The sequence below is a fragment of the Trichococcus palustris genome (genome assembly GCF_900114465.1).
GTDB classification, from domain to species: domain Bacteria; phylum Bacillota; class Bacilli; order Lactobacillales; family Aerococcaceae; genus Trichococcus; species Trichococcus palustris.
In genome coordinates, this window is record NZ_FOTD01000008.1 from 32,171 (window position 1) to 56,478 (window position 24,308).

Below are 24,308 nucleotides of genomic sequence, written 5' to 3' on the forward strand. Positions count from 1 at the left end.
CTTTCTCGTTGTTAAAGTAAATCATTCAGTTCGCGGATATCTTCTATCAGCGCATCCGCTGATGCCAACTCCTCCGGGAAACCGAAGCCATAGAGGCATCCAACCGTATGGACGGGATGATGCTCGGCGACTTCGATATCCTGGAAGCGGTCGCCGACGACGAGGTAGCCGCCGGGAAAATCGGCCTGAATCGCCTCGAAGATTTCATATTTGGGTATGAATCCGAAATCTTCCGTGCAGTACATCTTATCGAAATAGCGGTCCAACCCGAAGCTTTCCCGATGAGCTTCCATGTAGACATGGCTGCAGTTGCTGAGAAAGACCAAGTGATAGCCTTTTTCTTTCAGTGCCTGCAGTGTTTCCAAGGCACCTTCATAGAGAACCGCCTGGCCATTCTGGGCCCTTTCAAGTAATGTTTGTCCAATCATCTTTGATGCGGTGGACTGGTATTCGCCAGCCAAATCGGGCATGAAATTTTCCCACATTGCTTTGCTGCTGTAGCCCAGCCACTTGGTGATTTCTGCATCTTCCCATTCCCTGGGGGCGGCTTGGTCGACTCCAACAAGGTAGGCATAGGCCTTTTTAAAGGCGGCGATGTAGTTCCGGGTGCTGTCATGGATTGTGCCATCATAGTCCAGGATGACCGTATGGATCCCTTCAAATGTTGGGATAGTCATGGGCAGTACCTTAGAGCGCCTTCAACAGGTTTGCCATTTCGATTGCGGATACGGCACAGTCATAGCCTTTGTTGCCTGCTTTTGTGCCGGCACGTTCGATGGCTTGTTCGATGGTGTCGGTCGTCAATACGCCGAAGATGACAGGAACGCCGGTGTTCATGGATGCGGCAGCTACTCCTTTGGAAACTTCGGAACAGACGTAATCGTAGTGGGAAGTGGCTCCTTTGATGACTGCGCCCAAGGTGATGACGGCATCGTATTTTCCGGAAGCCGCCATTTTTTGGGCTACCAATGGAATTTCGTACGCGCCGGGAACCCAAGCCAAGTCGATATCCTCTTCCGGAACGCCGTGACGTTTCAAGCCGTCCAAGGCTCCGCCCACCAATTTTGAGCCGATGAATTCGTTGAACCTGGCTACCACGATACCGATTTTTAAGTCTTGTGCAATTAATTGTCCTTCGATGATGTTCATTTTTTTTCCTCCTGATATTGTTTTATTTTTTATAAATCTAAGTAATGGCCCATCTTTTGTTTCTTTGTTTTCATGTAGCGTTGGGTTTCATCAAAAATTTCCAGTTGGATTGGGATCCGTTCGGTGATCTTTATGCCGTGCTTTTTCAGTCCTTCGATTTTTAAAGGGTTATTCGTCAACAGACGGATCTCCTTTACACCCAAATCCTGCAGCATCTCATCCGCCATGTAGTATTCACGCAGATCGTTCGGGAAGCCCAGCATCAGATTGGCTTCAACCGTGTCGTAGCCTTGGTCCTGCAATTCATAGGCATGGATTTTATTGACCAAGCCGATGCCGCGGCCTTCTTGGCGAAGATAAACCAAAACGCCGCGGCCTTCTGCTGCGATCTGTTTCATGGCGGCGTCCAATTGTTGGCCGCAGTCACAACGTTTCGACCCGAAGACATCCCCGGTAAGGCACTCGGAATGGATACGGACCAAAACAGGCTCGCTCGTCGTCACGTCGCCCATGACCAAAGCGACATGATGTTCATCTTCGATGGTGCTCACATAGGTGTAGATGTCGAAATCGCCATATTTGGTAGGCAGTTTGGCTTTCCCATCGCGCTTGTACAGCGTTTCTGTTTCTTTACGGTAGCTGATCAAATCTGCAATAGTGCCGATTTTCAGATCGTGCGTTTTGGCAAAGGCGATCAATTCCGGCGTGCGCATCATGGTTCCGTCATCCGCCATGATTTCGCAACACAGGCCGGCCGGTTTCAAGCCAGCCAAGCGGGCCAAATCGACGGTTGCTTCGGTATGGCCATTGCGGACGAGGACGCCGTGATCCACTGCTTTAAGCGGGAAGATATGTCCCGGTCTGCGGAAATCCTCAGGTTTTGCATCGTCTGCCACTGCCTTCAGAACGGTCAAGGAGCGTTCGAAGGCTGAGATGCCGGTTGTCGTATCAACATGGTCAATGGCGACCGTGAAGGCTGTTCCGTGGTTATCCGTATTGCGATCGACCATCGGGGTCAATACCAACTTTTCGGTCAAGGTGCGGTCCATCGGCATGCAGATCAGGCCTTTGGCGTAAATCGCCATGAAGTTGATGTTTTCTGGTGTGGCGAATTCCGCCGCACAGACCAGGTCGCCTTCATTTTCGCGGTCTTGATCATCGAGCAGGACAATTATTTTACCCGCTTTTATGTCTGCGATTATCTCTTCAGGTGTGTTGAACATTTTTTGTCCCTCCTCTTTCGTTTAGAAGAAGCCATTTTCCTTTAAAAAGGCTTCGGATAGATTGCTTTCTTTGGTTTGTTTTTGCGTATTCAAGCCGAGCAGTTTTTCGACATACTTTCCGATGATGTCGCATTCCAGATTGACCGTGTCGCCCAATTTCTTTTCCAAAAGGATGGTTTCGGCGCCGGTATGCGGAATGATGGACACTTGGAATGACTGGCTGTCGACGGTTGCGACGGTCAAGCTGACGCCATCGATGGCGATGGAGCCTTTTTCGATGATGTACCGCAGCAAGTCAGGGCCGGCGGAAATGGTTATCCAGACGGCGTTGTCGTCTTTTCGGTATTCTTTTATTTTGCCGGTGCCGTCGATGTGTCCACTGACGATGTGTCCACCCAAGCGTGTGCTCAATTGCAGGGCGCGTTCCAAATTCACTCGGCCGCCGCTTTTCAGGTCACCCAGATTGGAACGGTTGAGTGTTTCCGGCATGACATCTGCATCAAAGGAATCTTTGTGCAATTTTGTGACGGTCAGACAGACACCGTTTGTGGAGATGCTGTCACCGATTTTTGTGTCCACCAAGACTTTTTTCCCTCGCACGGTCACTACAGAAGAGTTTTGGCCGTGCTGGATGCCTTTCAATGTGCCGACTTCTTCAATGATTCCTGTAAACATGGGGTCCTCCTCTCTGCTTCCTCAATTATTCATCTTTTGCGATATACCCTTCAAGCAGGACATCTTCTCCCACTAGGGTTGCTGTCAATCCTTTCACTTTAAAAGCCTCGTTCAGATTGTCGATCCCTTTTCCGCCGACCGGTGTTTTTGAGGTGCTCCCGCCGATCAGTTTCGGTGCGATATAGATTTGCACTTTATCGACGATGCCTGCATCAAGCGCAGCGTAGTTCAGCGTCGCTCCGCCTTCCAACAGGATGCTGTCGATGCCGCGTTCGCCCAAAATTTTCATCAGGGCACTCAGGTCCGTTGTGCCGTCTTTTTCGGGAACGGTCACCAGCTCGATGCCGGCTTGTTCCAAAAGGGCAGCTTTTTCGCGGTCAGCTTTCGCTGTCGTCCCGATGATTGTTTTGGCCAGGTCCTGATTCTTCAGGATATTGGCGTCCAATGGGATGCGCAAGGTGCTGTCGACGATGATGCGGACTGGATTTTTTCCGTTTGGAATGCGCGCCGTCAGCTGGGGGTCATCCGCGATGACGGTCTGCACACCGACCATGATGCCGGAAAGGGCGCTCCGTAAGCGATGCACCTGTTCTCTGGCGGATTCACCGGTGATCCATTTTGATTCACCGGTTCGGGTCGCGATTTTGCCGTCCAAGGACATGGCCACTTTCATGATGACAAACGGCTCTTTTTTGACGATGTATTTCATAAAGACTTCATTTAAACGGATGCTTTCATCCGCCAACACGCCGGTCACGACCTCGATGCCGGCATCCCGGATTTTTTTGACGCCGCGCCCCGAAACCAAGGGATTGGGATCCAAGGCTGCGACGACGACGCGGGCTATTTTTTTCTCAATGATCTTGTCCGCGCAGGGAGGCGTTTTGCCGTAGTGGGAACAGGGCTCCAATGTCACATAGATGGTAGCCCCCGCCACATCTTCTGTTGCGGATCGGAAGGCATTCACTTCGGCGTGTCCTTCCCCGAATTTTTCATGGTATCCGGAACCGATGATCCGGCCATCCTTTACGATGACAGCACCGACCATCGGATTTGGTGCAACCGCACCGCGTCCTTTTTCCGCCAACTCCAACGCCAACTTCATGTAGGCTATATCCTGTTCGCTCACCTTTTATTTCCCCTCTTTCTTTAAAAAATAAGAAAAGCCCTGAAGCATTTAGTCTTCAGGGCGCGAAAAGAAAAGTTCACTAAAATGAAAGCAAAAAATCCCTGGGTATACATTACACCCAGGGATTGACGCTCATTTTCATCTATGGAAGAGTTCCTTTTTGTATGCCAAAAAGAATACTTTCAGTTTCATAAAATGTTGGTTGTCTTCTTTCATCCAGACTCTAACTGTCGGCTTCGGAAATTATCCGAATCTGCCATTACGGCTCGTGGGCTTTACCACCGGTAGGGATTTTCACCCGTCCCTGAAGACTATTCAATTAAGTTAAACATAGAATAATCCCAATTCGAGCTATTGTCAACAACAAACATTTTTCCGCATAGTATTCGATGAATAAAGACGGAACGGATATCACTTTGTTGCATTGCTGCCAGAAGTGATTCGGAATATCCCGGAGGGTCATCCCTTGGATCGCTCTTTATTTCAAAGGGTTATCAATGTTTCCTTAAGCCGGGCCGTCTGTATGGGGAAGTGCTTTGCAAGGATATTGGCTTATCGTTTTCGATGTCGGTTGGCCGGGAGGAGACGATCGGCTCGGCTGAAAAACGGATTTTCCGCATCATGTATGAGCAATTGATTAAAATAAAGTTTGTAATTCATTAGGATTGGGTATAAAATGATTTCGAATAAATAAATGTAACATTGCAATCACAATAGATACTGAAAGAATTTCATTTAAAGATAAATACGACTAAAGGAGCTGAAATCATTTGGCACAAGTATTTCAAGGAAGAAGTTTACTGGCGGAAAAAGATTTTACTCGGGAAGAACTGGAATATTTGATCGATTTTTCAGCCCATTTAAAGGATCTGAAGAAACGGAATATCCCGCATCGCTATTTGGAAGGGAAAAATATCTGTCTGTTGTTCGAAAAAGCTTCCACGCGTACAAGAGCGGCTTTCACGGTCGCATCCATCGACTTGGGAGCCCATCCGGAATATCTTGGCAAAAGTGATATCCAACTGGGCAAAAAAGAATCCGTTGAAGACACCGCCAAAGTATTGGGCAGCATGTTTGACGGCATTGAATTCCGCGGCTTCAGCCAAAAAACGGTTGAAAATTTGGCGAAGTTCTCAGGCGTACCGGTGTGGAACGGCTTGACTGATGAATGGCATCCGACTCAGATGATCGCCGACTTTTTGACCATCAAGGAAAACTTCGGCACATTGGCTGGATTGAAATTGGTCTATGTCGGGGACGGACGCAACAACGTCGCCAACAGCCTGTTGGTTACCGGAGCGATTCTAGGGGTGAACGTCACCATCTGCGCTCCGGAAGCCTTGTTCCCTGCAAAGGAATTGGTTGAAATGGCCGGGAAATTCGCCGAAAAGAGCGGCAGCGTCATCGCGGTCACGGCCGATGTGGCTGAAGGCGTAAAAGATGCCGATATCCTGTATACCGATGTGTGGGTATCGATGGGGGAAGAGGATAAATTCGCCGAACGGATCGAGCAGTTGCTCCCTTACCAAATCAACATGGAAATGATCAAAAAGACGGGCAATGAGGATGTCATTTTGTTGCATTGTCTGCCGGCTTTCCACGATACCGAAACGCAAACCGGGAAAGAAATCGCCGAAACTTTCGGGTTATCCGAAATGGAAGTGACGGATGGTGCTTTCCGCAGCAAGCATGGCCGTCAGTTCGAGCAGGCCGAAAATCGCATGCATTCCATCAAGGCAATCATGGCCGCAACGTTGGGAAATTTATTTATTCCAAAAGTATGATTGACAAAATGAAAAGCAGATGATAAATTTAATGGGAATATTATGCCTAAAATAAATATGTAAAGACTTTGATAAGAAGAGTAGTCTATTTGTATAGTAAAGCGAGCCTTGGGCGGTGGAAGCAAGGTCGAATGCAGTGGATGAAAAGGAACTTTGAGTTGATAAGCTGAATGATACACATAAAGTTTAGTCCGGTTGCCCCGTTACAGCAAAAGTAGCAATACTTGAGTCCGGTATGTCCGCATACCGGAAAATAAGGGTGGCACCGCGAGCTTTCGTCCCTGTATCAAATCTTTGATTTGGTATGGGAACGAAGGCTCTTTTTTTATACACAGAAAAGGGGGATGGAAATGATGATTCATGTCAGTATCATTGGAGCAACAGGTTACACGGGGGTGGAATTAGTCCGATTATTGGGATTGCGTAAGGATGTGGTCTTGGATCATCTGACGTCCCGGACCTATGCCGGTCAAAAAATACAAGAGGTGTTTCCGCATCTGTACGGATCCATCGATCATACATGTGAGGAAATGGATTTGGAGCAAGTGACAGCGGACAGTGACGTGATTTTTGTGGCCTTGCCGCACGGGCACGCCTTGCCGATTGCGAAAAAAGCGAAAGAAAAAGGCAAGAAGGTCATCGATCTGGGGGCGGATTTCCGTTTGAAGGACACAGCCGTCTATGAAGAATGGTACAAGGTCGCGCATACGGAACCGGGACTGCTCGAGGAAGCTGTTTACGGGTTGCCGGAATGGAACCGCGAGGCGATCAAGGATGCGGACATCATCGCAAACCCGGGTTGTTTTGTGACCAGCATCCTGTTGGGGCTGATGCCGTTGATGAAAAAGGGTCTGGTGGTTCCGGGTTCCGTTATCTGCGATTCCAAGTCGGGGACATCCGGAGCCGGCCGCAGCGAAAAAGTGGACAATCTCTTCACGGAAGTGGAGAGCAGCTTCAAGGCTTACGGAGTTGCGCACCACCGCCACACTCCCGAAATCGAACAGCTTTTGACGGAGATGTCGGGGACGGAAACGCTGATCCAATTCACACCGCATTTGGTGCCGATGAGCCGCGGTATTCTGAGCACGATTTACGCGGACGTAACCGGTGGCCACTCCGCCGAAGCCATCCATGCCATCTTTGAAGAGGCTTATGCCGCTGAAACCTTTGTGCAGGTTCTTCCTGCTGGCATGTGGCCGATGACGAAATCGGTAAGGGGCACGAACGTTTGCCAAATCGGCGTGACCGTTGACCCGCGCACCGGCAAAGTGATCATCGTATCCGTCATCGATAACTTGATGAAGGGCGCTGCCGGCCAAGCGGTACAAAATATGAATCTCCTGTTCGGTCTGGATGAGACAACAGGATTGAACACCATTGGGCTTTTCCCGTAACATCAGACGAACCGAGGAGGAAATGATTAAAATGACGAAAAAATTACACAAAAGCGGAGTGACAGCTGCAGCAGGCGTACAGGCAGCAGGGATTCACGCCGGTTTCAAAAAACATAAGAAAGATTTGGCTCTGTTGGTTTTTCCTGAGGGGGCAACCGTTGCCGGTGTGTTCACAAAAAACAAGGTGAAGGCTGCGCCGGTTCAATATGACCAACAATTATTGCAGCAACAGGAGCAGTTCAAAGCGATACTGATCAACAGCGGAAACGCGAATGCCTGCACCGGAAAACAGGGGAAGGCGGATGTTGCTGAGACGGTTCAGTTATTGGCGGAAGCCTTGAAAGTCCAGCCGGAAGAAATACTGGTATCTTCGACAGGGGTCATCGGCGTCTTCATGAACATGGATACCATGAGGAAGGGGATTGAAGCAATCGTCCCTGAAATTTCTGAGAATGGCGGTGCCGCCGCCAGCAAAGCGATCATGACAACCGATACGGTCGCAAAAGAAGTCAGCTTCACTTTCGACGTTGCCGGAAAAACCGCGACAATCGGCGGGATGATCAAAGGCTCCGGGATGATCCACCCTAACTTGGGCACGATGTTGGGCTATATCACGACCGATGTGGCGATCAGCCAAGCGGCTTTGCATGACATGCTGTTGAAGGCTGCCGAAAACACCTTCAACCATTCGACGGTGGATGGCGACACAAGCACGAACGATACCGTCTTCGTTGCGGCAACCGGGAAATTGGGCAACGAGCTGATTGCCGGACCTGCCGATGCAGGTTATGCGGAAGTGGAAGCGGCGATCCTTTCGATTTGCGCGAAACTGGCCAAGCTGATTGTTCAGGACGGCGAAGGGGCGACCAAATTTGTGGAGGTCATCGTCACAGGTGCCAAGACCAAAGCCGATGCCGTTTCCATCGGCAAGAGCATCGCGACTTCCAGCTTAGTGAAAACGGCGATGTTCGGGGAAGATGCAAACTGGGGGCGTGTCATCACTGCGGCAGGTTATGCGGAATCGGAATATTTCGATGCGGATGTAGTGGATATCACTTTCTCCAGCGAAAACGGGAAAATCCAAGTCTGCCAGGATGGCATGGGCATGGTATTTGATGAAGGCCTTGCGAAAAAGATACTGAAAGCGACGGAAATCGAGATTCTTGTCGATCTGCATCTCGGTGCGGAGACCGTCAGCACTTGGACCTGTGATTTTTCATACGACTATGTAAAAATAAATGCGGATTATAGGAGCTAAGCCCAATGACAATGAAGAAGAGCAATAGCGAAAAAGCACAATTGTTGGTGGAAGCACTGCCCTATGTCAATCGCTTTCGGGACAAAATCATCGTCATCAAATACGGCGGCAATGCCATGATCAATGAAGAGCTCAAAGAGGCTGTGATGCAGGATATCTTGATGATGAAATCAGTGGGGATGCATCCGATATTGGTCCATGGCGGCGGTCCTGCCATCAATGACATGTTGAAAAAGCTGAACGTGAAGAGCCACTTTGAACAGGGGTTGCGGGTGACGGATCTGGAAACCATGGAAATCGTAGAGATGGTGTTGGCAGGGAAAGTGAACAAGGACATCGTCGGAACGCTGAATCAACTCGGCGGCAAGGGCATCGGTCTGTCAGGAAAAGACGGGAATTTGATCCGAGCACGCAAAAAATATTTGGAAAAAGACGGCGAAATAATCGATATCGGGTATGTCGGAGAAGTCGAGAGCGTGAATAAGGAAATGCTGGATTCGCTTATCTACGGCGGCTATATTCCAGTCATCTCCTCCATCGGTATGGGAGCGGACGGCATGAGCTACAACATCAATGCCGACTACGTAGCGGGTGCTATCGCCAAAGCGATGCATGCGGACAAATTCATGTTGTTGACCGACGTGGAAGGCATTTTCCGCGATTACCACGACAAGGATTCCCTGATATCGCGCATGACGTTGACGGAAGCCGAAGAATTGAAGGCCGCCGGCATCATCTCCGGCGGTATGGTCCCGAAAGTGGATTGTTGCCTGGATGCTTTAAAGGGCGGCGTAGCCAATGCGCACATCATTGATGGGCGGTTGAAACATTCAATTTTATTGGAAGTTTTTTTCGATGAAGGAATCGGCACGATGATCGAGCAGGGGAATAAGGAGGAATAGATAATGACGAATCAAACGATAAAAGAAAAAGGGCAAGCCTACTTGATGAACACCTTTAACCGCGGATCCATCTGCATGACGGAGGGGAACGGCAGCTATTTGACCGATGCGGACGGCAAAAAATATCTGGACTTTTTGGCGGGTATTGCGGTAAACGCGTTGGGACACAATCATCCGAAAGTAACGGCGGCGATAGCGGAGCAGGCAGCAAAATTGGTCCACTGTTCGAACATGTATTGGATCGAACCGCAAGTGCAATTGGCGGAACTGCTCGTCACGCGCTCGGCTTTGGACAAAGTCTTTTTCGGCAACAGCGGAGCGGAAGCAAACGAAGGGGCCATCAAGTTAGCGCGCAAATACGGCCGTGAAGTGCATGGGGAAGGCTGCTATGAAATCATCACCGCAACCAATTCGTTCCATGGGCGGACGGTGGCAACCTTGACCGCAACCGGCCAAAAACAGTTCCACAAGCATTTCGATCCATTCCTGAAAGGCTTCCACTATGTCCCTTTCAATGATTTCCAGGCGTTGGTTGAACAGGTTTCAGAGAAGACCTGCGCCATTTTGCTGGAGCCGATCCAAGGGGAAGGCGGCGTTTATCCAGGCGATGCCGCTTATCTGCAACAGGTGCGTGCGCTATGCGACGAGAAGGATATCCTGCTGATGTTTGATGAAGTTCAGACAGGGATGGGTCGCACCGGTACGCTCTTCGCCTATGAAGCATACGGCGTAGAACCGGATGTCATGACGTTGGCGAAAGCTTTGGGAAATGGCGTACCGATTGGAGCTTTGATGGCAAAAGATTTTGTCGCTTCCCATTTCAACCCGGGCGACCACGGTTCCACTTTTGGCGGAAATCCATTGGTCTGTGCCGCGGCTGTGGCTACCATCCAAGCCATCGAAGAGGAAAACATCCTCGCAAACGTCAATGAAATGAGCGCCTATTTCCAAGGCAAGCTATTGGCGATGCAAGAGAAATATTCGTTTATCACGGAAGTACGCGGAAAAGGCTTGTTGCTTGGGATGGAGTTGACCATGAAGGGCAGCGATATCGTTGCGAAATGCATGGAAAAAGGGGTCATCATCAATTGCACACATGACACCGTTCTTCGTTTCTTGCCTCCGTTGAATGTAACCACTGCAGAAATAGACCAAGCCGTTGCGGTTTTGGATGAAGTATTAGGGACGCTTTAAAATAATAAGGGGAGGTAAATCATGCCGAAACGTACAGACATTCATACAATTTTAGTGATAGGCTCCGGGCCCATCATCATCGGGCAAGCCGCAGAATTCGACTATGCGGGTACGCAAGCATGCCTAGCCTTGAGAGAAGAAGGCTACAGGGTCATTTTGGTCAATTCCAATCCGGCCACAATCATGACGGATACGGAAATTGCGGATAGTGTATACATGGAACCCCTCACAGTGGAGTTCATAACCAATATCATCCGCAAAGAACGTCCGGATGCCCTGTTGCCGACATTGGGCGGCCAGACGGGGCTGAACATGGCGGTCGAATTGGACGAGGCTGGTGTTCTGGAAGAATACAACGTCGAATTGCTGGGCACGAAACTGACATCCATCCAACAAGCGGAAGACCGGGATCTGTTCAGACAATTGATGGCTGAACTGAACCAACCGGTTCCGGAAAGCGACATCATCCACACTGTTGCAGAAGCACTGAAATTCGCAAAAGAAATCGGCTACCCGCTGATCGTTCGTCCGGCGTTTACGATGGGCGGCACCGGCGGCGGCATCTGCCACGATGAAGAAGAGTTGCGTGAAACTGTCGCGAACGGCTTGCGTTACTCGCCTGTAACCCAATGTCTGCTGGAAAAATCGATTGCCGGCTTCAAGGAAATCGAATACGAAGTGATGCGCGACAGTAACGACAATGCCATCGTGGTCTGTAACATGGAAAACATCGACCCGGTCGGCGTGCATACCGGCGACTCCGTCGTGGTGGCGCCTTCCCAGACCTTGTCCGACAAAGAATACCAGCTGTTGCGTGATGTATCCCTGCAGATCATCCGCGCCTTGAAAATCGAAGGCGGCTGTAATGTGCAGCTGGCGCTGGATCCGTATTCCTTCGACTACTACATCATCGAGGTCAACCCGCGCGTCAGCCGTTCCTCGGCTTTGGCAAGTAAAGCGACCGGGTACCCGATCGCGAAAATGGCGGCAAAAATCGCTGTCGGCTTGACGCTGGACGAAATGAAGAACCCGGTTACCGGCACTTCCTATGCGGCCTTCGAGCCCGCCTTGGACTACATCGTGACGAAAATTCCGCGTTTCCCGTTCGATAAATTCGAAAAAGGCGACCGCAGCCTAGGAACACAGATGAAAGCAACCGGCGAAGTGATGGCAATCGGCCGGACCTTCGAAGAATCCATGTTGAAAGCGATCCGTTCTTTGGAATACGGCGTGAACCATCTGGCTTTGCCGAAAGAAAGAAGCAAAACGGTGACGCTGGAGGAAATCGAACAGAACATCCGCGTTGCCTGCGATGAACGCCTCTTCTATCTTGGCGAAGCGCTGCGTCAGGGCGTGACCCCGGAAACGATCCACGAGTGGAGCGAAATCGACTATTTCTTCCTATATAAATTTAAACATATTCTGGAATTGGAGCAGCTTTTGAAAGCAAACGCCCAAAACCTGGAAGTATTGCGCGAGGCCAAGAAATATGGATTCAGCGACGAAGTCATCGCCGAGTATTGGGGCGTGGCTTCAGAAGAGATCTACGCTTTGCGGAAAGCGAACGGCATCGTGCCGGTCTACAAAATGGTGGACACGTGTGCGGGCGAATTCGAATCTTCGACGCCGTACTTCTACAGCACCTACGAAATGGAACAGGAATCCTTCGCAAGCGACCGCGAAAAAGTGATCGTTCTGGGTTCCGGTCCGATCCGTATCGGACAAGGGGTGGAGTTCGACTATGCGACTGTCCATGCCGTGTGGGCGATCCAGGAAGCCGGCTACGAAGCCATCATCATCAATAACAACCCGGAAACCGTTTCGACCGACTTCTCCATTTCCGATAAACTGTACTTTGAGCCATTGACCGAAGAGGATGTCATGGCCATCATCGACTTGGAACAGCCGCTGGGTGTCGTCGTGCAATTCGGCGGACAGACCGCCATCAACCTGGCCGATAAATTGGTGAAGTACGGCGTGAAAATCCTGGGTACCAGCCTGGAAGATCTGGACCGCGCGGAAGACCGGAAATTGTTCGAACAATTGTTGCGCGACTTGGGCATTCCGCAGGCGCCCGGCAAAACAGCCGTAAACGTGGAAGAAGCCGTGGCGAACGCCAATGAAATCGGCTATCCGGTCTTGGTCCGTCCTTCCTATGTGTTGGGCGGCCGGGCGATGCAGATCGTCTACAACCAAGCAGACCTTGAAAAATATATGCGCGAAGCAGTAGTGGCAAGCCCGGAACGTCCCGTCCTGGTCGACCATTATCTGATCGGGGAAGAGCTGGAAGTGGATGCCATCTGTGACGGCGAAACGGTCCTGATCCCCGGCATCATGGAACACATCGAACGGGCGGGCGTCCATTCCGGCGACTCCATCGCCGTCTATCCGCCGCAAAACCTGTCGCCGGAATTGATCAAAACGATCGAGGATTACACCATCCGGGTGGCCAAAGGGCTCAACACCATCGGTTTGGTGAACATCCAATTCGTCATCAGTGAAGGCGTAGTGTACATCATCGAGGTGAACCCGCGCGCCAGCCGGACGATTCCGTTCCTGAGCAAAGTGACCGGCATCCCGATGGCAAACTTGGCGATGCAAGGCATCCTGGGCATCAAATTGAAGGATTCAGGCTACAAAACGGGCTTGGTAGCACCGAAAGATGGCGTCTACGTGAAGATGCCGGTCTTCAGCTTCAATAAGCTGAAGGACGTGGACACTGTGTTGGGACCTGAAATGAAATCGACCGGTGAAATCATCGGGAAGGATGTCAGCCTGCCGAAGGCTCTTTACAAAGCGTTCCGTGCGACCAATATGCGCATCCCGGAATATGGGACGGTTTTATTGACGATCGCGGATAAGGACAAGCAGGAAGTCCTTCCTTTAGCGAAACGTCTGATCGCTGTCGGCTATCATCTGGTTGCGACCAAAGGGACCGGGGAATACCTGCAGGATAGAGGTTTGCCTGTAACGATCCTTCAAAACGGAGTTGCGGAACGGAAAAACACCCTGGAATCCATCCGTGACGGGAAAATCGATTTGGTCATCAACATGATGACGGCAGGCAAGACGAATGAGACAGAGGGGTATTTGATCCGACGGGAAGCGGCGGACAATAACATTCCTTGCTTGACTTCCCTCGATACGGCGGAGGCTTTGTTGCAGGCGATGGAGATGATGCATTTCCAATTGCTTGCGGTCGGATACGAGTAGTGAAAGCAAAGGATTGATTTTAGGAATAAAAAAGAGAGCGTGACAGAAAGCGTTTAGACCCGAATCACTGGAGCGAATAAGCGGAGGATGGTCGCGGACCAATTGAGCATTATTCGTGAAGTGACGTCGGGTCTACTTTTTGGAACACGTTTACGATTAATTGTTAGGAAATGATGAAGGGGGTCGGATTTTTGTCCGAACCCCTTTATTTGCTATTATTTGAATGTGTTGATCAATGTACCCAAGCCTTCGATCGTTATTTCCGTCGTATCGCCGGCCTTCAACCAAACCTGATCTTCTTTTGGGTGGCCCAGGATGACGCCATCCGGTGTGCCAGTGAAGATGATATCGCCGGCCTCCAGGGTGAAGTGCTTGGAGACATAGGAAATGATGGTGGGGATATCAAAGATAAAATGTTTGGTGTTGCTGTTTTGACGCACTTCACCGTTCAACTTCAAGGAGATGTCCAGATTACTTGGATCCACTTCATCGGCAGTTGTGAAGATGGGACCGATCGGCGCAAATTTGTCCGCGGTTTTCCCCAGTAGCCATTGGCTGGAAAGGTGTTGCCAATCGCGGGCGGAGACATCATTTCCGACCGTATAGCCTGCTACATACTTTAGAGCGTCTGCGGGTTCCGCTTGGGAAACGGTGGCGCCGATGACGACAACAAGCTCCGCTTCGTAATCCACCTTGGATGCGTTGGGCGGAATAGGGATCGGTTCCTTATGCGCAGCCAATGCATTCTTGAATTTACTGAAAATAACCGGTTCTTTGGGGATTTCCGATTTTGTTTCGGCTACATGGGCTTTGTAGTTCTTGCCGACACAAATAATTTTTCCGGGATGGGATAGGACAGGCAGGAAAGTAATATCTTCCGGCGAAACGTAGAAGGATGCATCCGTCCGTTCATCGGCTTGTTCCAAGATGGCCGACACTTGTGCCAGCTTCTCTTTGTCCTTCACCAGTTCGTCTATATAGGCAGGGCAAGGCAGTGATAAAGCTTTTGCGGTCTTTGCCAAGTCCAGGATACCACGATCTGTTTTAACGCCGATACGGCTATTTCCGTCTTCTGAAAAGTGAATCAATTGCATGAGAAAACCCCCTTGTTTTTTATGAATGTCTTATGTCCAGTGTAACAATTATTCAAAAAAAACGATAGATTAAATGCTTCACATGCAGAATTTTCGGTTCTACGGAAATTCAGACCGCATTTTTTTAAAGTCAGCGTTTGCATTTTATAAATTTCACAAAAAGTAGTAGTCATTCTTTTTTTATATGATAGAATAGGAAACATAAATTTCTAATATGATTTTCATACTTAAAAAAGATGGTATAATTGACACGATAAAAATACTAGAGAAGCAGGGGCGAAAAAGATGAGAGCAATCATGACCGTAACAGGTAAAGACCACACTGGAATTGTAGCGAGTGTATCCGCAGAACTGGCTCGTTTAGGAGTAAATATTTTGGACATCTCCCAAACAATCATGGATGAATATTTCACCATGATCCTGATGGTTGAGTTAAATGAAGAAAAAAACTCTGTCAAAGAAGTAAAAACGGCAATGAAGAAAGTGGAAGAAGAACAAGGATTAGTGATTCGTCTGCAAGCGGAAGATACTTTCCATGCAATGCATCGCATCTAGGAGGGGGCATTTGAATGTTAAGAACAGATAATATTTTAGATACCATTCGAATGTTCGAAGAGGACAATTTGGATATCCGTACCATCACAATGGGTATTTCTTTGTTGGACTGCATCGATAGCGATGGTGCGAAGGCGCGTGAACGAATCTACAACAAAATCACGACCAAAGCGAAAAATTTGGTGAAAGTTGCGCAGGAAATCGAAGACACTTACGGTGTTCCGATTACCAACAAACGTATTTCCGTGACGCCGATTGCATTGATTGCAGGCGCAAGCGATGATACAGACTACGTGGAATATGCCAAGACATTGGATGCAGCCGCAAAAGAAGTCGGCGTCGACTTCATCGGCGGATTCTCTGCATTGGTCGAAAAGGGCTACAACAAGGGCGATAAAATCCTGATCGAATCCATTCCGGAAGCTTTGGCAGTGACGGAAAAAGTCTGCAGTTCCGTCAATATCGGCTCCACAAAAGCCGGCATCAATATGGACGCTGTGAAATTGATGGGTGAAATCGTGCTTGCAACGGCTGAAAAAACAGCTGAACAACATGGATTCGGTTGTGCGAAATTAGTAGTATTCGCAAACTCAGTAGGCGATAATCCATTTATGGCAGGCGCTTATCATGGGGTGGAAGAAGCTGATTGTGAAATCCACGTCGGTATTTCAGGCCCTGGTGTCGTCAAACGTGCTTTGGAAAAAGTGAAAGGCGAACCGATGGATATCGTTGCCGATACAATCAAGAAAGCCGCCTTCCAGATTACCCGCATGGGTCAATTGGTCGGGAACATCGCTTCCCAAAAATTGGGCGTGCCATTCGGCATCGTCGACTTGGCTTTGGCTCCGACACCTGCAATCGGTGACTCGGTAGGTGAAATCCTTGAAGAATTCGGTTTGGGTGTGGTCGGTACGCACGGAACAGTCGCTGCTTTGGCCGTTTTGAATGATGCAGTCAAAAAAGGTGGCGTAATGGCATGTAGCCATGTCGGCGGACTTTCGGGTTCGTTCATTCCTGTATCGGAAGACCACCGTATGATTGATGCTGCGGCAGCAAACCAAATCAGTCTGGACATGTTATTGGCGATGACTGCCATCTGTTCTGTAGGGTTGGACATGATCGCCATCCCTGGTGATACTCCTGCAACGACAATCGCTGCCATGATCGCTGACGAAGCTGCAATCGGGGTTCAAAACCACAAAACAACTGCGGTGCGCGTGATTCCAGCAATCGGCTGTGAAGTAGGCGACTTCGTTGAATTTGGTGGATTACTGGGACGCGCTCCTGTAATGCCGGTCCACAAGGAAAGCTCTGCTGACTTCATCAATCGTGGCGGACGCAGTCCGGCACCGATCCATTCATTCAAAAACTAATCATAATAAAAGAGAGGCTGGGACAATAATGTCCTAGCCTCTCTTTTATTGCCTGACAATTAATCGTAACCGTATTCCAAAAACAGACGCTCGAGTGATTCGGTTCTGAACGCTTTTTGTCTCACTCTCTTTGTTTCTCGAAATGATTACTACGAGAATCTTTAGTCGGTCAATAAAACTCCTTGGACCAATCCTGTCATTGCCAGTCGGAACGCTTTTTTGTAGTTTTTTCGTTCTTCAAGAACTTGAAGGAGCGGTAAATAGGTTAGGTAGATGCAATTTGCCACTTGTGTGAGTTCCTCATCTGACCGGCTGCTGCATTCCGGAATGCGTTCCATCAATTTTTTGAACATAAAAATGAAGCTATCCTTGATTACGGAGAGATTTGGGTAGTCTTCTGGACTTACTTGATAGAGTATCATGGCGTGATAATCCTCTTGTTCCCACAGTTCCAGGCAATAGTCCCATATGTGATCGAGAGTGAGTGCTTGTTCCTGATCAAAGCGGTTAAGGTAGGCTCTTGCATGATTACAGAGGGGTGTGAACAATTCATTGATGAGCGCTTCTTTATTCTCAAAATGATTGTATACCGTTTTTCGTGCAACATCCGCCTGCGATGAGATTTCCTCCAGACTGACACTAAGCGATCCTTTTGCACAGATGAGTTCAGCCGCAACGGCGAGGATATCATGGTGGGTCTTATCGCGTCTTTTCATTGTCCGTGATTTTGCAGGATTTTCCATCACAATCACCTTTCGTTATACTTGATTTTATTTCTTTATTAGTTTACAATAAAAAATAACAAAAAGAAAGTACACATAACTGTGTAATGTTACACGAATTCGTGTTAGGAGCTGTTTTTATGAAAAATGATAAAGTGAAGCCCATACTGCCCATATTTTTTACTGTTTTTATTGATCTTTTAGGTCTGGGCATCATCATCCCGATTTTACCGGCGGTCATTCTCAACCCTATGGCGGGCTTACTGCCGATAGACTACGACTTTTCGCTGCGAACCATCATCTACGGCTTTTTGATTGCTTCTTATCCGCTCATGCAGTTTTTTGGCGCGCCGATGCTGGGTGCTTTCGCTGACCGTATGGGGCGCAGAAAAATTCTCCTCGCTTCCTTGTTAGGGACGTTAGGGGGTTATCTGTTGATTGCAATCGGGATTCTGACGCAAAACATCTGGCTATTGTTCATCGGCCGTGCAATCGATGGCTTCACGGGCGGAAATATTTCGATTGCTCAGTCTGCCATTGCCGATATCAGCGATGACTCCAACAGAGCCAAAAACTTTGGCTTGATCGGTATGGCTTTTGGCTTGGGCTTTGTCATCGGACCCTACCTAGGCGGGAAATTATCTGACCCATCCATTTTGAGTTGGTTCGATTTTGCAACACCCTTTTGGTTTGCCGCAGTGTTGACCGCAATCAATATCCTGATGGTCCTTAAACGGTTCCCTGAGACATTGAAAAATAAAAAAACCGGACGCATTGATCCGCTGGCAGGAATCAAGAACATCCGCAAAGCTTTTGAAATCAAAAAAATGCGAACCATATTCGCAGTCATCTTTTTGCTGACTGTTGGCTTCAATTTTTTCACGCAGTTTTTCCAAGTCTTTCTGGTAGGGAAATTCCAGTTCAATCAATCTCAAATCGGCGATTTATTCGCCTACATGGGTATTTGGATTGCAGTGGCACAGGGCGCCTTTTTACGGCCGCTGTCAAAAAGATTTTCACCGATGAAAATCCTGTCGGTTTCAAGTATCCTGTTGGCGGCTACCTTTCCCTTCCTGCTGCTTCCTGATCAAGCCGGCTGGATTTACGTAATCATCCCCTTCATTGCGATTTTCCAGGGATTGACGCAACCGAACAGCACGGCGATTGTATCCAGTATGTCCGACCGTTCCTCGCAAGGCGAAATTCTCGGCATCAATCAGTCCATCGTCAGTCTGGCGCAGGCGCTTCCTCCCATTTTGGCGGCCTTTTTAACCACCATCAACATGAATCTTCCGACCTTGTTTGCAGCCGGTTCGACGTTGGCTGCATGGCTCGTTTTTGTTTTCGTATTTAAGGGTCCAAATGTTGTTTCGGAGACGGCACAGCAGGGCGAATAGAGACTTGCATAGATAGGAAAAATACCCCGGTTTACCAGAAGGAAATTCTGATAAACCGGGGTATTTTCATTAAGCTGCTATTTTTTTCTCGTAGTATTTGTAGCCGATTAAGCAAACCAACAGACAAATCACGATGAAAATCGGAACATAAGTCGGGTTGGATATAATCCCGCCGACCAAAATGATTGCCGATCCCATGATTCCGAAGACCGGAGCGATCCATCCAAGGAAGGGATTGGTGATCGTTCCTTCGTTTTTCATACGGATGACTTTCAGGTAAAGCACGACATAGCACAAATAACTGAATACAATCGCAATCTCGCTGATGTCGCCACCGGCAAGGATGCCCGACTTCTGTGTGAAGTAATGGGCTGCCATCCAAAAAATGGACACGGCAAAGGCAAATTTAGCAGAGGCAGGCGATAGTTGGCTCTTAGCATCGATTTTTTTGATTGCATCGCTATTCGGCAACATGTTCTTCTCAGCCAATGCTTGCGGCAAACGCAGGATTCCTAAGGTAACCCCGTTGACCACGCCTAAAATGGCGACCAAGACGAAGGACAGGATAATGCTGCCGCCACGTGGCCCCAGCAAAGCGGTACCCACTGTTGTAGTCGTCGCATCGCCCATAGCGAGGATATACTCGGGACCGACGATGGAAACGAGACCGGTAAAGTAGGCCAAGTAAATAGCTAAAACCAATAACGGCCCAATGGTCAAAGCCAGCGGCATCGTCCGTTTCGGGTTTTTCACCTCATGCGTAATGCTCGTCGCGATGATCCAACCGTCATAGGAGAAGGCCATCGGAGCCAAGGCAGCCAACCAACCCCAACCGACATTCGTTATGGGTACGGCCAATTCTGCCGGTACAACCGGAGCGGGCTCTCTCCAAAAAATGCCGACGATGGCAATCCCGATCAAAGGGATCAGCTTCATGATGGTGGCGATATTTTGGAAATAGCCGCCCGACTTCAATGAAAAGTAATTCAGCAAAAAGAAAAAGCAGAGATAGAGCGTTCCGATGAGCACTTGCGTTTCCAGGGTGTTTGGAATCCCAAAAAGCATGCAAGTATAAATACCGGAAACCCAACTGACGATAGCTACAATCGTCGGGAAGTAAATAAACAGTTGGAACCAACCAAAAGCACTCGCGGCTTTTGGTGAAATGAATTCCTCGTAGTAGGCGACAACCCCGCCGGTCTTTTCCGTTCGGCTGGCTAACTCAGTCAGGGTGATGCTTCCGAAGATGATGCTGAAAGCTCCGATACAAAAGACCAGGATACCCAAAACAACATTCCCGCCGGTTGCCCCCAAAATATCATCCGCTTTAAAGAATATACCCGATCCGATGCAGATTCCGACAATCATGGATACTGCGGTAAATAGGCCGTAATGTTTTTCTTTTTCCATAGTAAGTGCTCCTAATAAAAAAATTTTTCAAAAAAATATAACAGACAGAAAGAGAACGTTTTGATGAGCTATACGTTCCCATCAAAAATGATCCTTGCAATTCCGTCTGCTATTATAACATCTAATTTCCTTTAATCCTATGAATATCAGTGGTCCAAAGGTTCCACATGGACATCCGTTTCAAAAATATTGAAATCAGCCCGCAGTTTCTCTTCGACTGCTTCCGTAATTTCATGGCTGCGCAAAACCGTCAAGGAAGCATCCAATAAGATAGTGACATCCACATAAACGTTCGCACCGTAGCTGCGCGCCATGATTGTCGCAACTTGTTCCACATCCGGAATGGATAAAATGGCCTCGCGATATTCCGCCAGGTTGTGCGTTTCAAAACCATCGGATAGCGAAAAGGCGCTTTCGCGGAAAATGTCGATTGCTGTTTTGATGATGATGATCCCCACGATGACAGCCATGACGCCATCCAGCCAATAGACTCCGATGATGGAACCGAAAATGGCGATGGCTGCGGCAAAACTGGTCAAAGCATCGCTCAGATTATCTTTTGCCCCAGCAGATAGGCCGCTGCTGTTGATGCGGTTCGCAAGCCGATTATTATAGACGTAAACAGCCATCATGATGATGCCCGCAAAGAAGGCGGTCACCCCGGTCACCACATCCGGAGCAGCCGTTTCGCCGGCCGTCAATTTGGAAGCGCTGGAAAACAGGACTTGCAAGCCGACAACCAACATGATGAAAGATGTCGAGAGACTGGCGATCGTTTCCGCTTTCCAGTGTCCATAAGGGTGATCTTCGTCGGCCGGACGGCGGGCTATGCGCAGGCCGATCAATATGGCGACGGAAGAGATCACATCCGTGAAGTTATTCAATCCATCTGCGCTAAGGGAGGCAGAGCCGAAGGTGTTACCGATAAACAGCTTTGCAAACGAGAGGATGATGTACACCACCATGCTGAGACGCGCACCTTGTTCCGCCATTAGTAAATCTTTATATCGTTCGTTCATGATTGCATCTTCCCATCTTGTTATGAAATAGTCAGCCTTATTCCAATGGCAATCCCATCCGCGCAAGCTATGATGAGCAGCACTTTCCATCATTATAGCACTCATCTTGCAAGGACCGCTAAAAAAGGCAATAGAAGGATTTTACTACATTCCTTTCAGGCTGTCATCAAAAAAATAAATTTTAAGCGGGTTGTTTACTTATTAAAAATAAGCTGATATAATGACTTTATTTCGAATTAAGAATATGTCAATCGGAGGGATTTGTCGGCGAAGGGATTCTAGGCGTGGATTTGGGCATCCTTTGCCCGGCTGTCGGCGTAGTCGCCTCCAGCGGGAAGACCCAATTCTTTGGCAACGGCCGACAAAACAAATGCCTGCGGAGGAAATATAAACAACTTCGTCGCGACTTGGGTAAAAAGAAAAAGCTCACCGCAATCAGGAATATCAATGACAAGGAATCCAGAATCATGCGGGACATCAATCACAAGCTTTCCAGACAGATCATCACGTTCGCGGCTGAAAACGGCTGCGGTACCATCCATCTGGAAAAGCTTTCCGGCATCCGTCGGACCTCAAGGCTAAGAGGAAAAAACAAAGCGAACCTGCATAGCTGGACCTTCCACGAACTGTCTTCCTTCATCGAATACAAGGCACGCGAACTCGGGATAAAGGTAGTCTACATCAATCCCGAATACACGTCCCAAACCTGCCCAACGTGCGGGGAGCGCAACAAAGTGAAAGACCGGAACTATAACTGCGGCTGCGGGTATCATTCCCACCGCGACAGGGTCGGCGCCCTGAACATCGCCAGAACAATCTAACCCAGATGATAACAGTTTGGGTGCCCAAGGGTCTAAGAGACCTGCCTTGGGAGGGGTGATGGCACACCCTAAACTTGAAGCTTGAACAAAACAGAAATGGCCTGCGTTCGCTAAGGTATTCAAGAATCCCATCCTGACACCGTAAGGTGTGGGACTTGCGGCTTTAGCCGTGGGAGTGTCAAAATCCATTGATCGATGCAGCTGTAGCAGCGGAATGGCATTTGCCTGAAAGCTGGAAATTGCGCGGTCAAATGCCATTCGGTTCTATCGAAGGAGCCGCAGGGGAAAAAGGATACATGGATGACGAAGCCCGTTTCCGCGTATTTAACTAATCATAAGCAATAAAAAAATTCAAAAGGGGACGAACAGATAGCTGTTCGTTGCCTTTTTTTGTTGTCGAATCTACAATAGAAGTAACAAACAAGAAGAGGAGGATTTTTATGGATCGCCAAAAGGATGCGCTTTACTATGCAGGGCTGTTGAAAGAAAAAAAGGCATCCTCAGAGGAATTGATTGTTGATGCTTTCCGAAAAATAGAAAAAGTAAATCCCCTGTACAATGCCGTCGTGCACACACGCAGAGAAAAAGCGTTGGCGGAAGCCAAAACGAGAGACTATCGGGACACTTTATTCGGAGGGGTGCCGATCCTGATAAAGGATCTGGGGCAAGATTTAGCGGGAGAACCGGCTACTTCGGGCTCGCGGCTGCTGAAGAATCATATCGCCCCCCGCACCAGCCACTTCATCGAGGCCGTCGAAAGAGCCGGATTCATCGTCATCGGCCAGACCAATACGCCCGAATTCGGATTCAAGAACATTACGGATGCCGCAATCCATGGCCCGGCCAGAAATCCGTTCGACAAAGACCATTCGCCGGGCGGATCCAGTGGCGGAGCGGCGGCTGCCGTCGCTTCCGATATGGTAGCCATTGCGACAGCGAGTGACGGCGGCGGTTCGATCCGGATTCCGGCGTCATTCACCGGATTGGTGGGATTGAAGCCGACACGCGGGAGGACACCGGTGGGGCCGGGTTCTTACCGCGGTTGGCAAGGAGCATCCATCAGTTTCGCCCTGACGAAGACGGTCCGGGATACCGCACTGATGCTGGATGCCTTGCAGACAGTCCAAGCAGCAGCGCCTTTTCAGACGCCATTGTTTTCCGGCAGCTATTTCCGGAATCTGAATACCGGCAATCGACGCAAATTCCGGATCGCCTATTCGCTGGAATCACCGGTGAAATCCGTCGTCAGCGAAGACGCGAAGCGGGCCGTGATGCAGACGGTATCCTGCTTGGAATCGCTTGGTTACCAGGTGGAAGAAAAGACACCGGATATTGATGGCATCCACTTGATGGAAGCCTATTATGCGATGAACGGGGCCGAAACGGATGCCATGTTGAGGGGCATGGCCAAAGGCCAGGGGAGGGATTTGACGGTCGACGATATGGAACTGGTATCCTGGGCCATCTACCAATACGGCAAGACGGTTTCCGGCGGAGATTATTCGTTGGCGCTGGGCCTGTGGGACCAGGCGGCAGCTGAAATGGACAGATTCCATGATAGCTATGATCTATTGCTGCAGCCGACCACCGCGGATGCTGCACCTCGGATTAATCATGCATTCCAAAGCGAGGAACTGAGAGAGCGGATGCGCAGATCCGACAGCGCAACTGCTGAGGAAAGGAAAGAAATCGTCTGGAAGATGTTTGAAGAGAGCCTAGGAGTGACCCCCTTTACGCAACAGGCTAACTTGACCGGGCAGCCTGCCATCAGCCTGCCGGTGTATCTGACAGCGGCAGGGCTGCCGATCGGCGTGCAATTCACGGCTCCCAAAGGCAAAGAGGATTGGCTGCTGGATATTGCCGCGGTTATGGAAGAAAATGAGCGCTTCCAATGAGAGCCGGCATCCTTTTTGCTGTTTGAAAACTAATCCTGTACAACTTCAGGGCAAATGAACACTTTATGGCAAGTGTGTAAGGAATAAAATCTTGTGCCTAT

Annotated in this window: 20 protein-coding genes, 1 pseudogene, 1 riboswitch and 1 other annotated feature; of the genes and pseudogenes, 12 read left to right on the top strand and 9 right to left on the bottom strand. The window is 49.1% G+C overall.

The genetic code is table 11. From position 1 onward, the window contains the following. Positions 1 to 11: 11 nt before the first annotated feature. Genes BM101_RS06960 through ribD form a run of 5 tightly spaced genes read right to left on the bottom strand, consistent with a single transcriptional unit; the run spans position 12 to position 4,176 of the window. Positions 12 to 677, bottom strand: coding sequence for an HAD family hydrolase (locus tag BM101_RS06960; protein WP_087034033.1), 666 nt, complete (start codon positions 675 to 677; stop codon positions 12 to 14). A gap of 10 nt (positions 678 to 687) precedes the next feature. After that, a complete protein-coding gene (ribH, locus tag BM101_RS06965; RefSeq protein ID WP_087034034.1) occupies positions 688 to 1,149 on the bottom strand; it encodes a 6,7-dimethyl-8-ribityllumazine synthase in 462 nt (153 codons plus the stop codon). Between the two features lie 29 nt (positions 1,150 to 1,178). Beyond that, a complete protein-coding gene (locus BM101_RS06970) occupies positions 1,179 to 2,372 on the bottom strand; it encodes a bifunctional 3,4-dihydroxy-2-butanone-4-phosphate synthase/GTP cyclohydrolase II (protein ID WP_087034035.1) in 1,194 nt (397 codons plus the stop codon). A gap of 21 nt (positions 2,373 to 2,393) precedes the next feature. Then, on the bottom strand, positions 2,394 to 3,047 hold the full coding sequence (locus BM101_RS06975) for a riboflavin synthase (RefSeq protein ID WP_087034036.1): 654 nt from the start codon (positions 3,045 to 3,047) through the stop codon (positions 2,394 to 2,396). Between the two features lie 25 nt (positions 3,048 to 3,072). Then, positions 3,073 to 4,176: a bifunctional diaminohydroxyphosphoribosylaminopyrimidine deaminase/5-amino-6-(5-phosphoribosylamino)uracil reductase RibD gene (gene ribD, locus BM101_RS06980; protein WP_087034037.1), complete on the bottom strand. Its 1,104-nt coding sequence runs from the start codon at positions 4,174 to 4,176 to the stop codon at positions 3,073 to 3,075. Between the two features lie 200 nt (positions 4,177 to 4,376). Next, positions 4,377 to 4,492: riboswitch (FMN riboswitch) on the bottom strand. Positions 4,493 to 4,946: 454 nt separating this feature from the next. On the opposite strand from ribD, the gene argF reads away from it, so the two are divergent. The 6 genes from argF (at position 4,947) to carB (ending at position 13,921) form a co-directional block, all read left to right on the top strand. After that, on the top strand, positions 4,947 to 5,960 hold the full coding sequence (gene argF, locus BM101_RS06985) for an ornithine carbamoyltransferase (RefSeq protein WP_087034038.1): 1,014 nt from the start codon (positions 4,947 to 4,949) through the stop codon (positions 5,958 to 5,960). A 59-nt stretch (positions 5,961 to 6,019) separates the two neighbouring features. Continuing rightward, positions 6,020 to 6,246: a binding site (T-box leader), on the top strand. Between the two features lie 67 nt (positions 6,247 to 6,313). Then, a complete protein-coding gene (argC, locus tag BM101_RS06990) occupies positions 6,314 to 7,354 on the top strand; it encodes an N-acetyl-gamma-glutamyl-phosphate reductase (RefSeq protein ID WP_087034098.1) in 1,041 nt (346 codons plus the stop codon). A gap of 31 nt (positions 7,355 to 7,385) precedes the next feature. Then, positions 7,386 to 8,612, top strand: coding sequence for a bifunctional glutamate N-acetyltransferase/amino-acid acetyltransferase ArgJ (gene argJ / locus BM101_RS06995; protein ID WP_218149896.1), 1,227 nt, complete (start codon positions 7,386 to 7,388; stop codon positions 8,610 to 8,612). 5 nt (positions 8,613 to 8,617) lie between these two features. After that, on the top strand, positions 8,618 to 9,514 hold the full coding sequence (gene argB, locus BM101_RS07000) for an acetylglutamate kinase (RefSeq protein WP_218149897.1): 897 nt from the start codon (positions 8,618 to 8,620) through the stop codon (positions 9,512 to 9,514). Positions 9,515 to 9,517: 3 nt separating this feature from the next. After that, on the top strand, positions 9,518 to 10,708 hold the full coding sequence (locus tag BM101_RS07005; RefSeq protein WP_087034040.1) for an acetylornithine transaminase: 1,191 nt from the start codon (positions 9,518 to 9,520) through the stop codon (positions 10,706 to 10,708). Between the two features lie 21 nt (positions 10,709 to 10,729). Next, entirely contained in the window at positions 10,730 to 13,921 is a 3,192-nt protein-coding gene (carB, locus tag BM101_RS07010) for a carbamoyl-phosphate synthase large subunit (protein WP_087034041.1), read from the top strand. A gap of 215 nt (positions 13,922 to 14,136) precedes the next feature. Here the strand turns inward: carB and BM101_RS07015 are convergent, their stop codons facing one another. Continuing rightward, entirely contained in the window at positions 14,137 to 15,015 is an 879-nt protein-coding gene (locus BM101_RS07015) for a fumarylacetoacetate hydrolase family protein (RefSeq protein ID WP_087034042.1), read from the bottom strand. Between the two features lie 285 nt (positions 15,016 to 15,300). Between BM101_RS07015 and BM101_RS07020 the strand changes: the two genes are divergently transcribed. Both BM101_RS07020 and BM101_RS07025 read left to right on the top strand, forming a co-directional pair. Then, positions 15,301 to 15,570 (top strand): ACT domain-containing protein, encoded by a 270-nt coding sequence (locus BM101_RS07020; protein ID WP_087034043.1) that lies wholly within the window; start codon positions 15,301 to 15,303, stop codon positions 15,568 to 15,570. A gap of 14 nt (positions 15,571 to 15,584) precedes the next feature. Next, positions 15,585 to 16,943 carry a PFL family protein gene (locus BM101_RS07025; protein WP_087034044.1) on the top strand — a complete coding sequence of 453 codons (1,359 nt, stop codon included), beginning with the start codon at positions 15,585 to 15,587 and terminating at the stop codon, positions 16,941 to 16,943. 161 nt (positions 16,944 to 17,104) lie between these two features. Here BM101_RS07025 and BM101_RS07030 read toward each other — a convergent pair whose 3' ends face one another. Beyond that, the gene (locus BM101_RS07030; protein WP_087034045.1) at positions 17,105 to 17,686 is read right to left on the bottom strand and encodes a TetR/AcrR family transcriptional regulator; all 582 of its coding nucleotides are present in this window, start codon (positions 17,684 to 17,686) and stop codon (positions 17,105 to 17,107) included. A 119-nt stretch (positions 17,687 to 17,805) separates the two neighbouring features. Between BM101_RS07030 and BM101_RS07035 the strand changes: the two genes are divergently transcribed. Further along, on the top strand, positions 17,806 to 19,062 hold the full coding sequence (locus BM101_RS07035) for an MFS transporter (protein WP_177194426.1): 1,257 nt from the start codon (positions 17,806 to 17,808) through the stop codon (positions 19,060 to 19,062). 69 nt (positions 19,063 to 19,131) lie between these two features. On the opposite strand, the gene BM101_RS07040 is transcribed toward BM101_RS07035, so the two are convergent. Together BM101_RS07040 and BM101_RS07045 are read right to left on the bottom strand one after the other, a co-directional pair. After that, a complete protein-coding gene (locus BM101_RS07040; protein WP_087034047.1) occupies positions 19,132 to 20,472 on the bottom strand; it encodes an APC family permease in 1,341 nt (446 codons plus the stop codon). Positions 20,473 to 20,618: 146 nt separating this feature from the next. Next, positions 20,619 to 21,491 (bottom strand): cation diffusion facilitator family transporter, encoded by an 873-nt coding sequence (locus BM101_RS07045; protein ID WP_177194427.1) that lies wholly within the window; start codon positions 21,489 to 21,491, stop codon positions 20,619 to 20,621. Between the two features lie 275 nt (positions 21,492 to 21,766). On the opposite strand from BM101_RS07045, the gene BM101_RS07050 reads away from it, so the two are divergent. The 3 genes and pseudogenes from BM101_RS07050 to BM101_RS07060 all read left to right on the top strand — a co-directional run bounded on the left by BM101_RS07050 (position 21,767) and on the right by BM101_RS07060 (position 24,207). Then, positions 21,767 to 22,312, top strand: coding sequence for an RNA-guided endonuclease InsQ/TnpB family protein (locus BM101_RS07050; protein ID WP_256212158.1), 546 nt, complete (start codon positions 21,767 to 21,769; stop codon positions 22,310 to 22,312). Between the two features lie 182 nt (positions 22,313 to 22,494). Beyond that, positions 22,495 to 22,644 (top strand): annotated as a pseudogene (locus BM101_RS07055) (nitroreductase family protein); the annotation flags it as partial. 108 nt (positions 22,645 to 22,752) lie between these two features. Next, entirely contained in the window at positions 22,753 to 24,207 is a 1,455-nt protein-coding gene (locus tag BM101_RS07060) for an amidase (protein ID WP_087034049.1), read from the top strand. Positions 24,208 to 24,308: the final 101 nt, after the last annotated feature.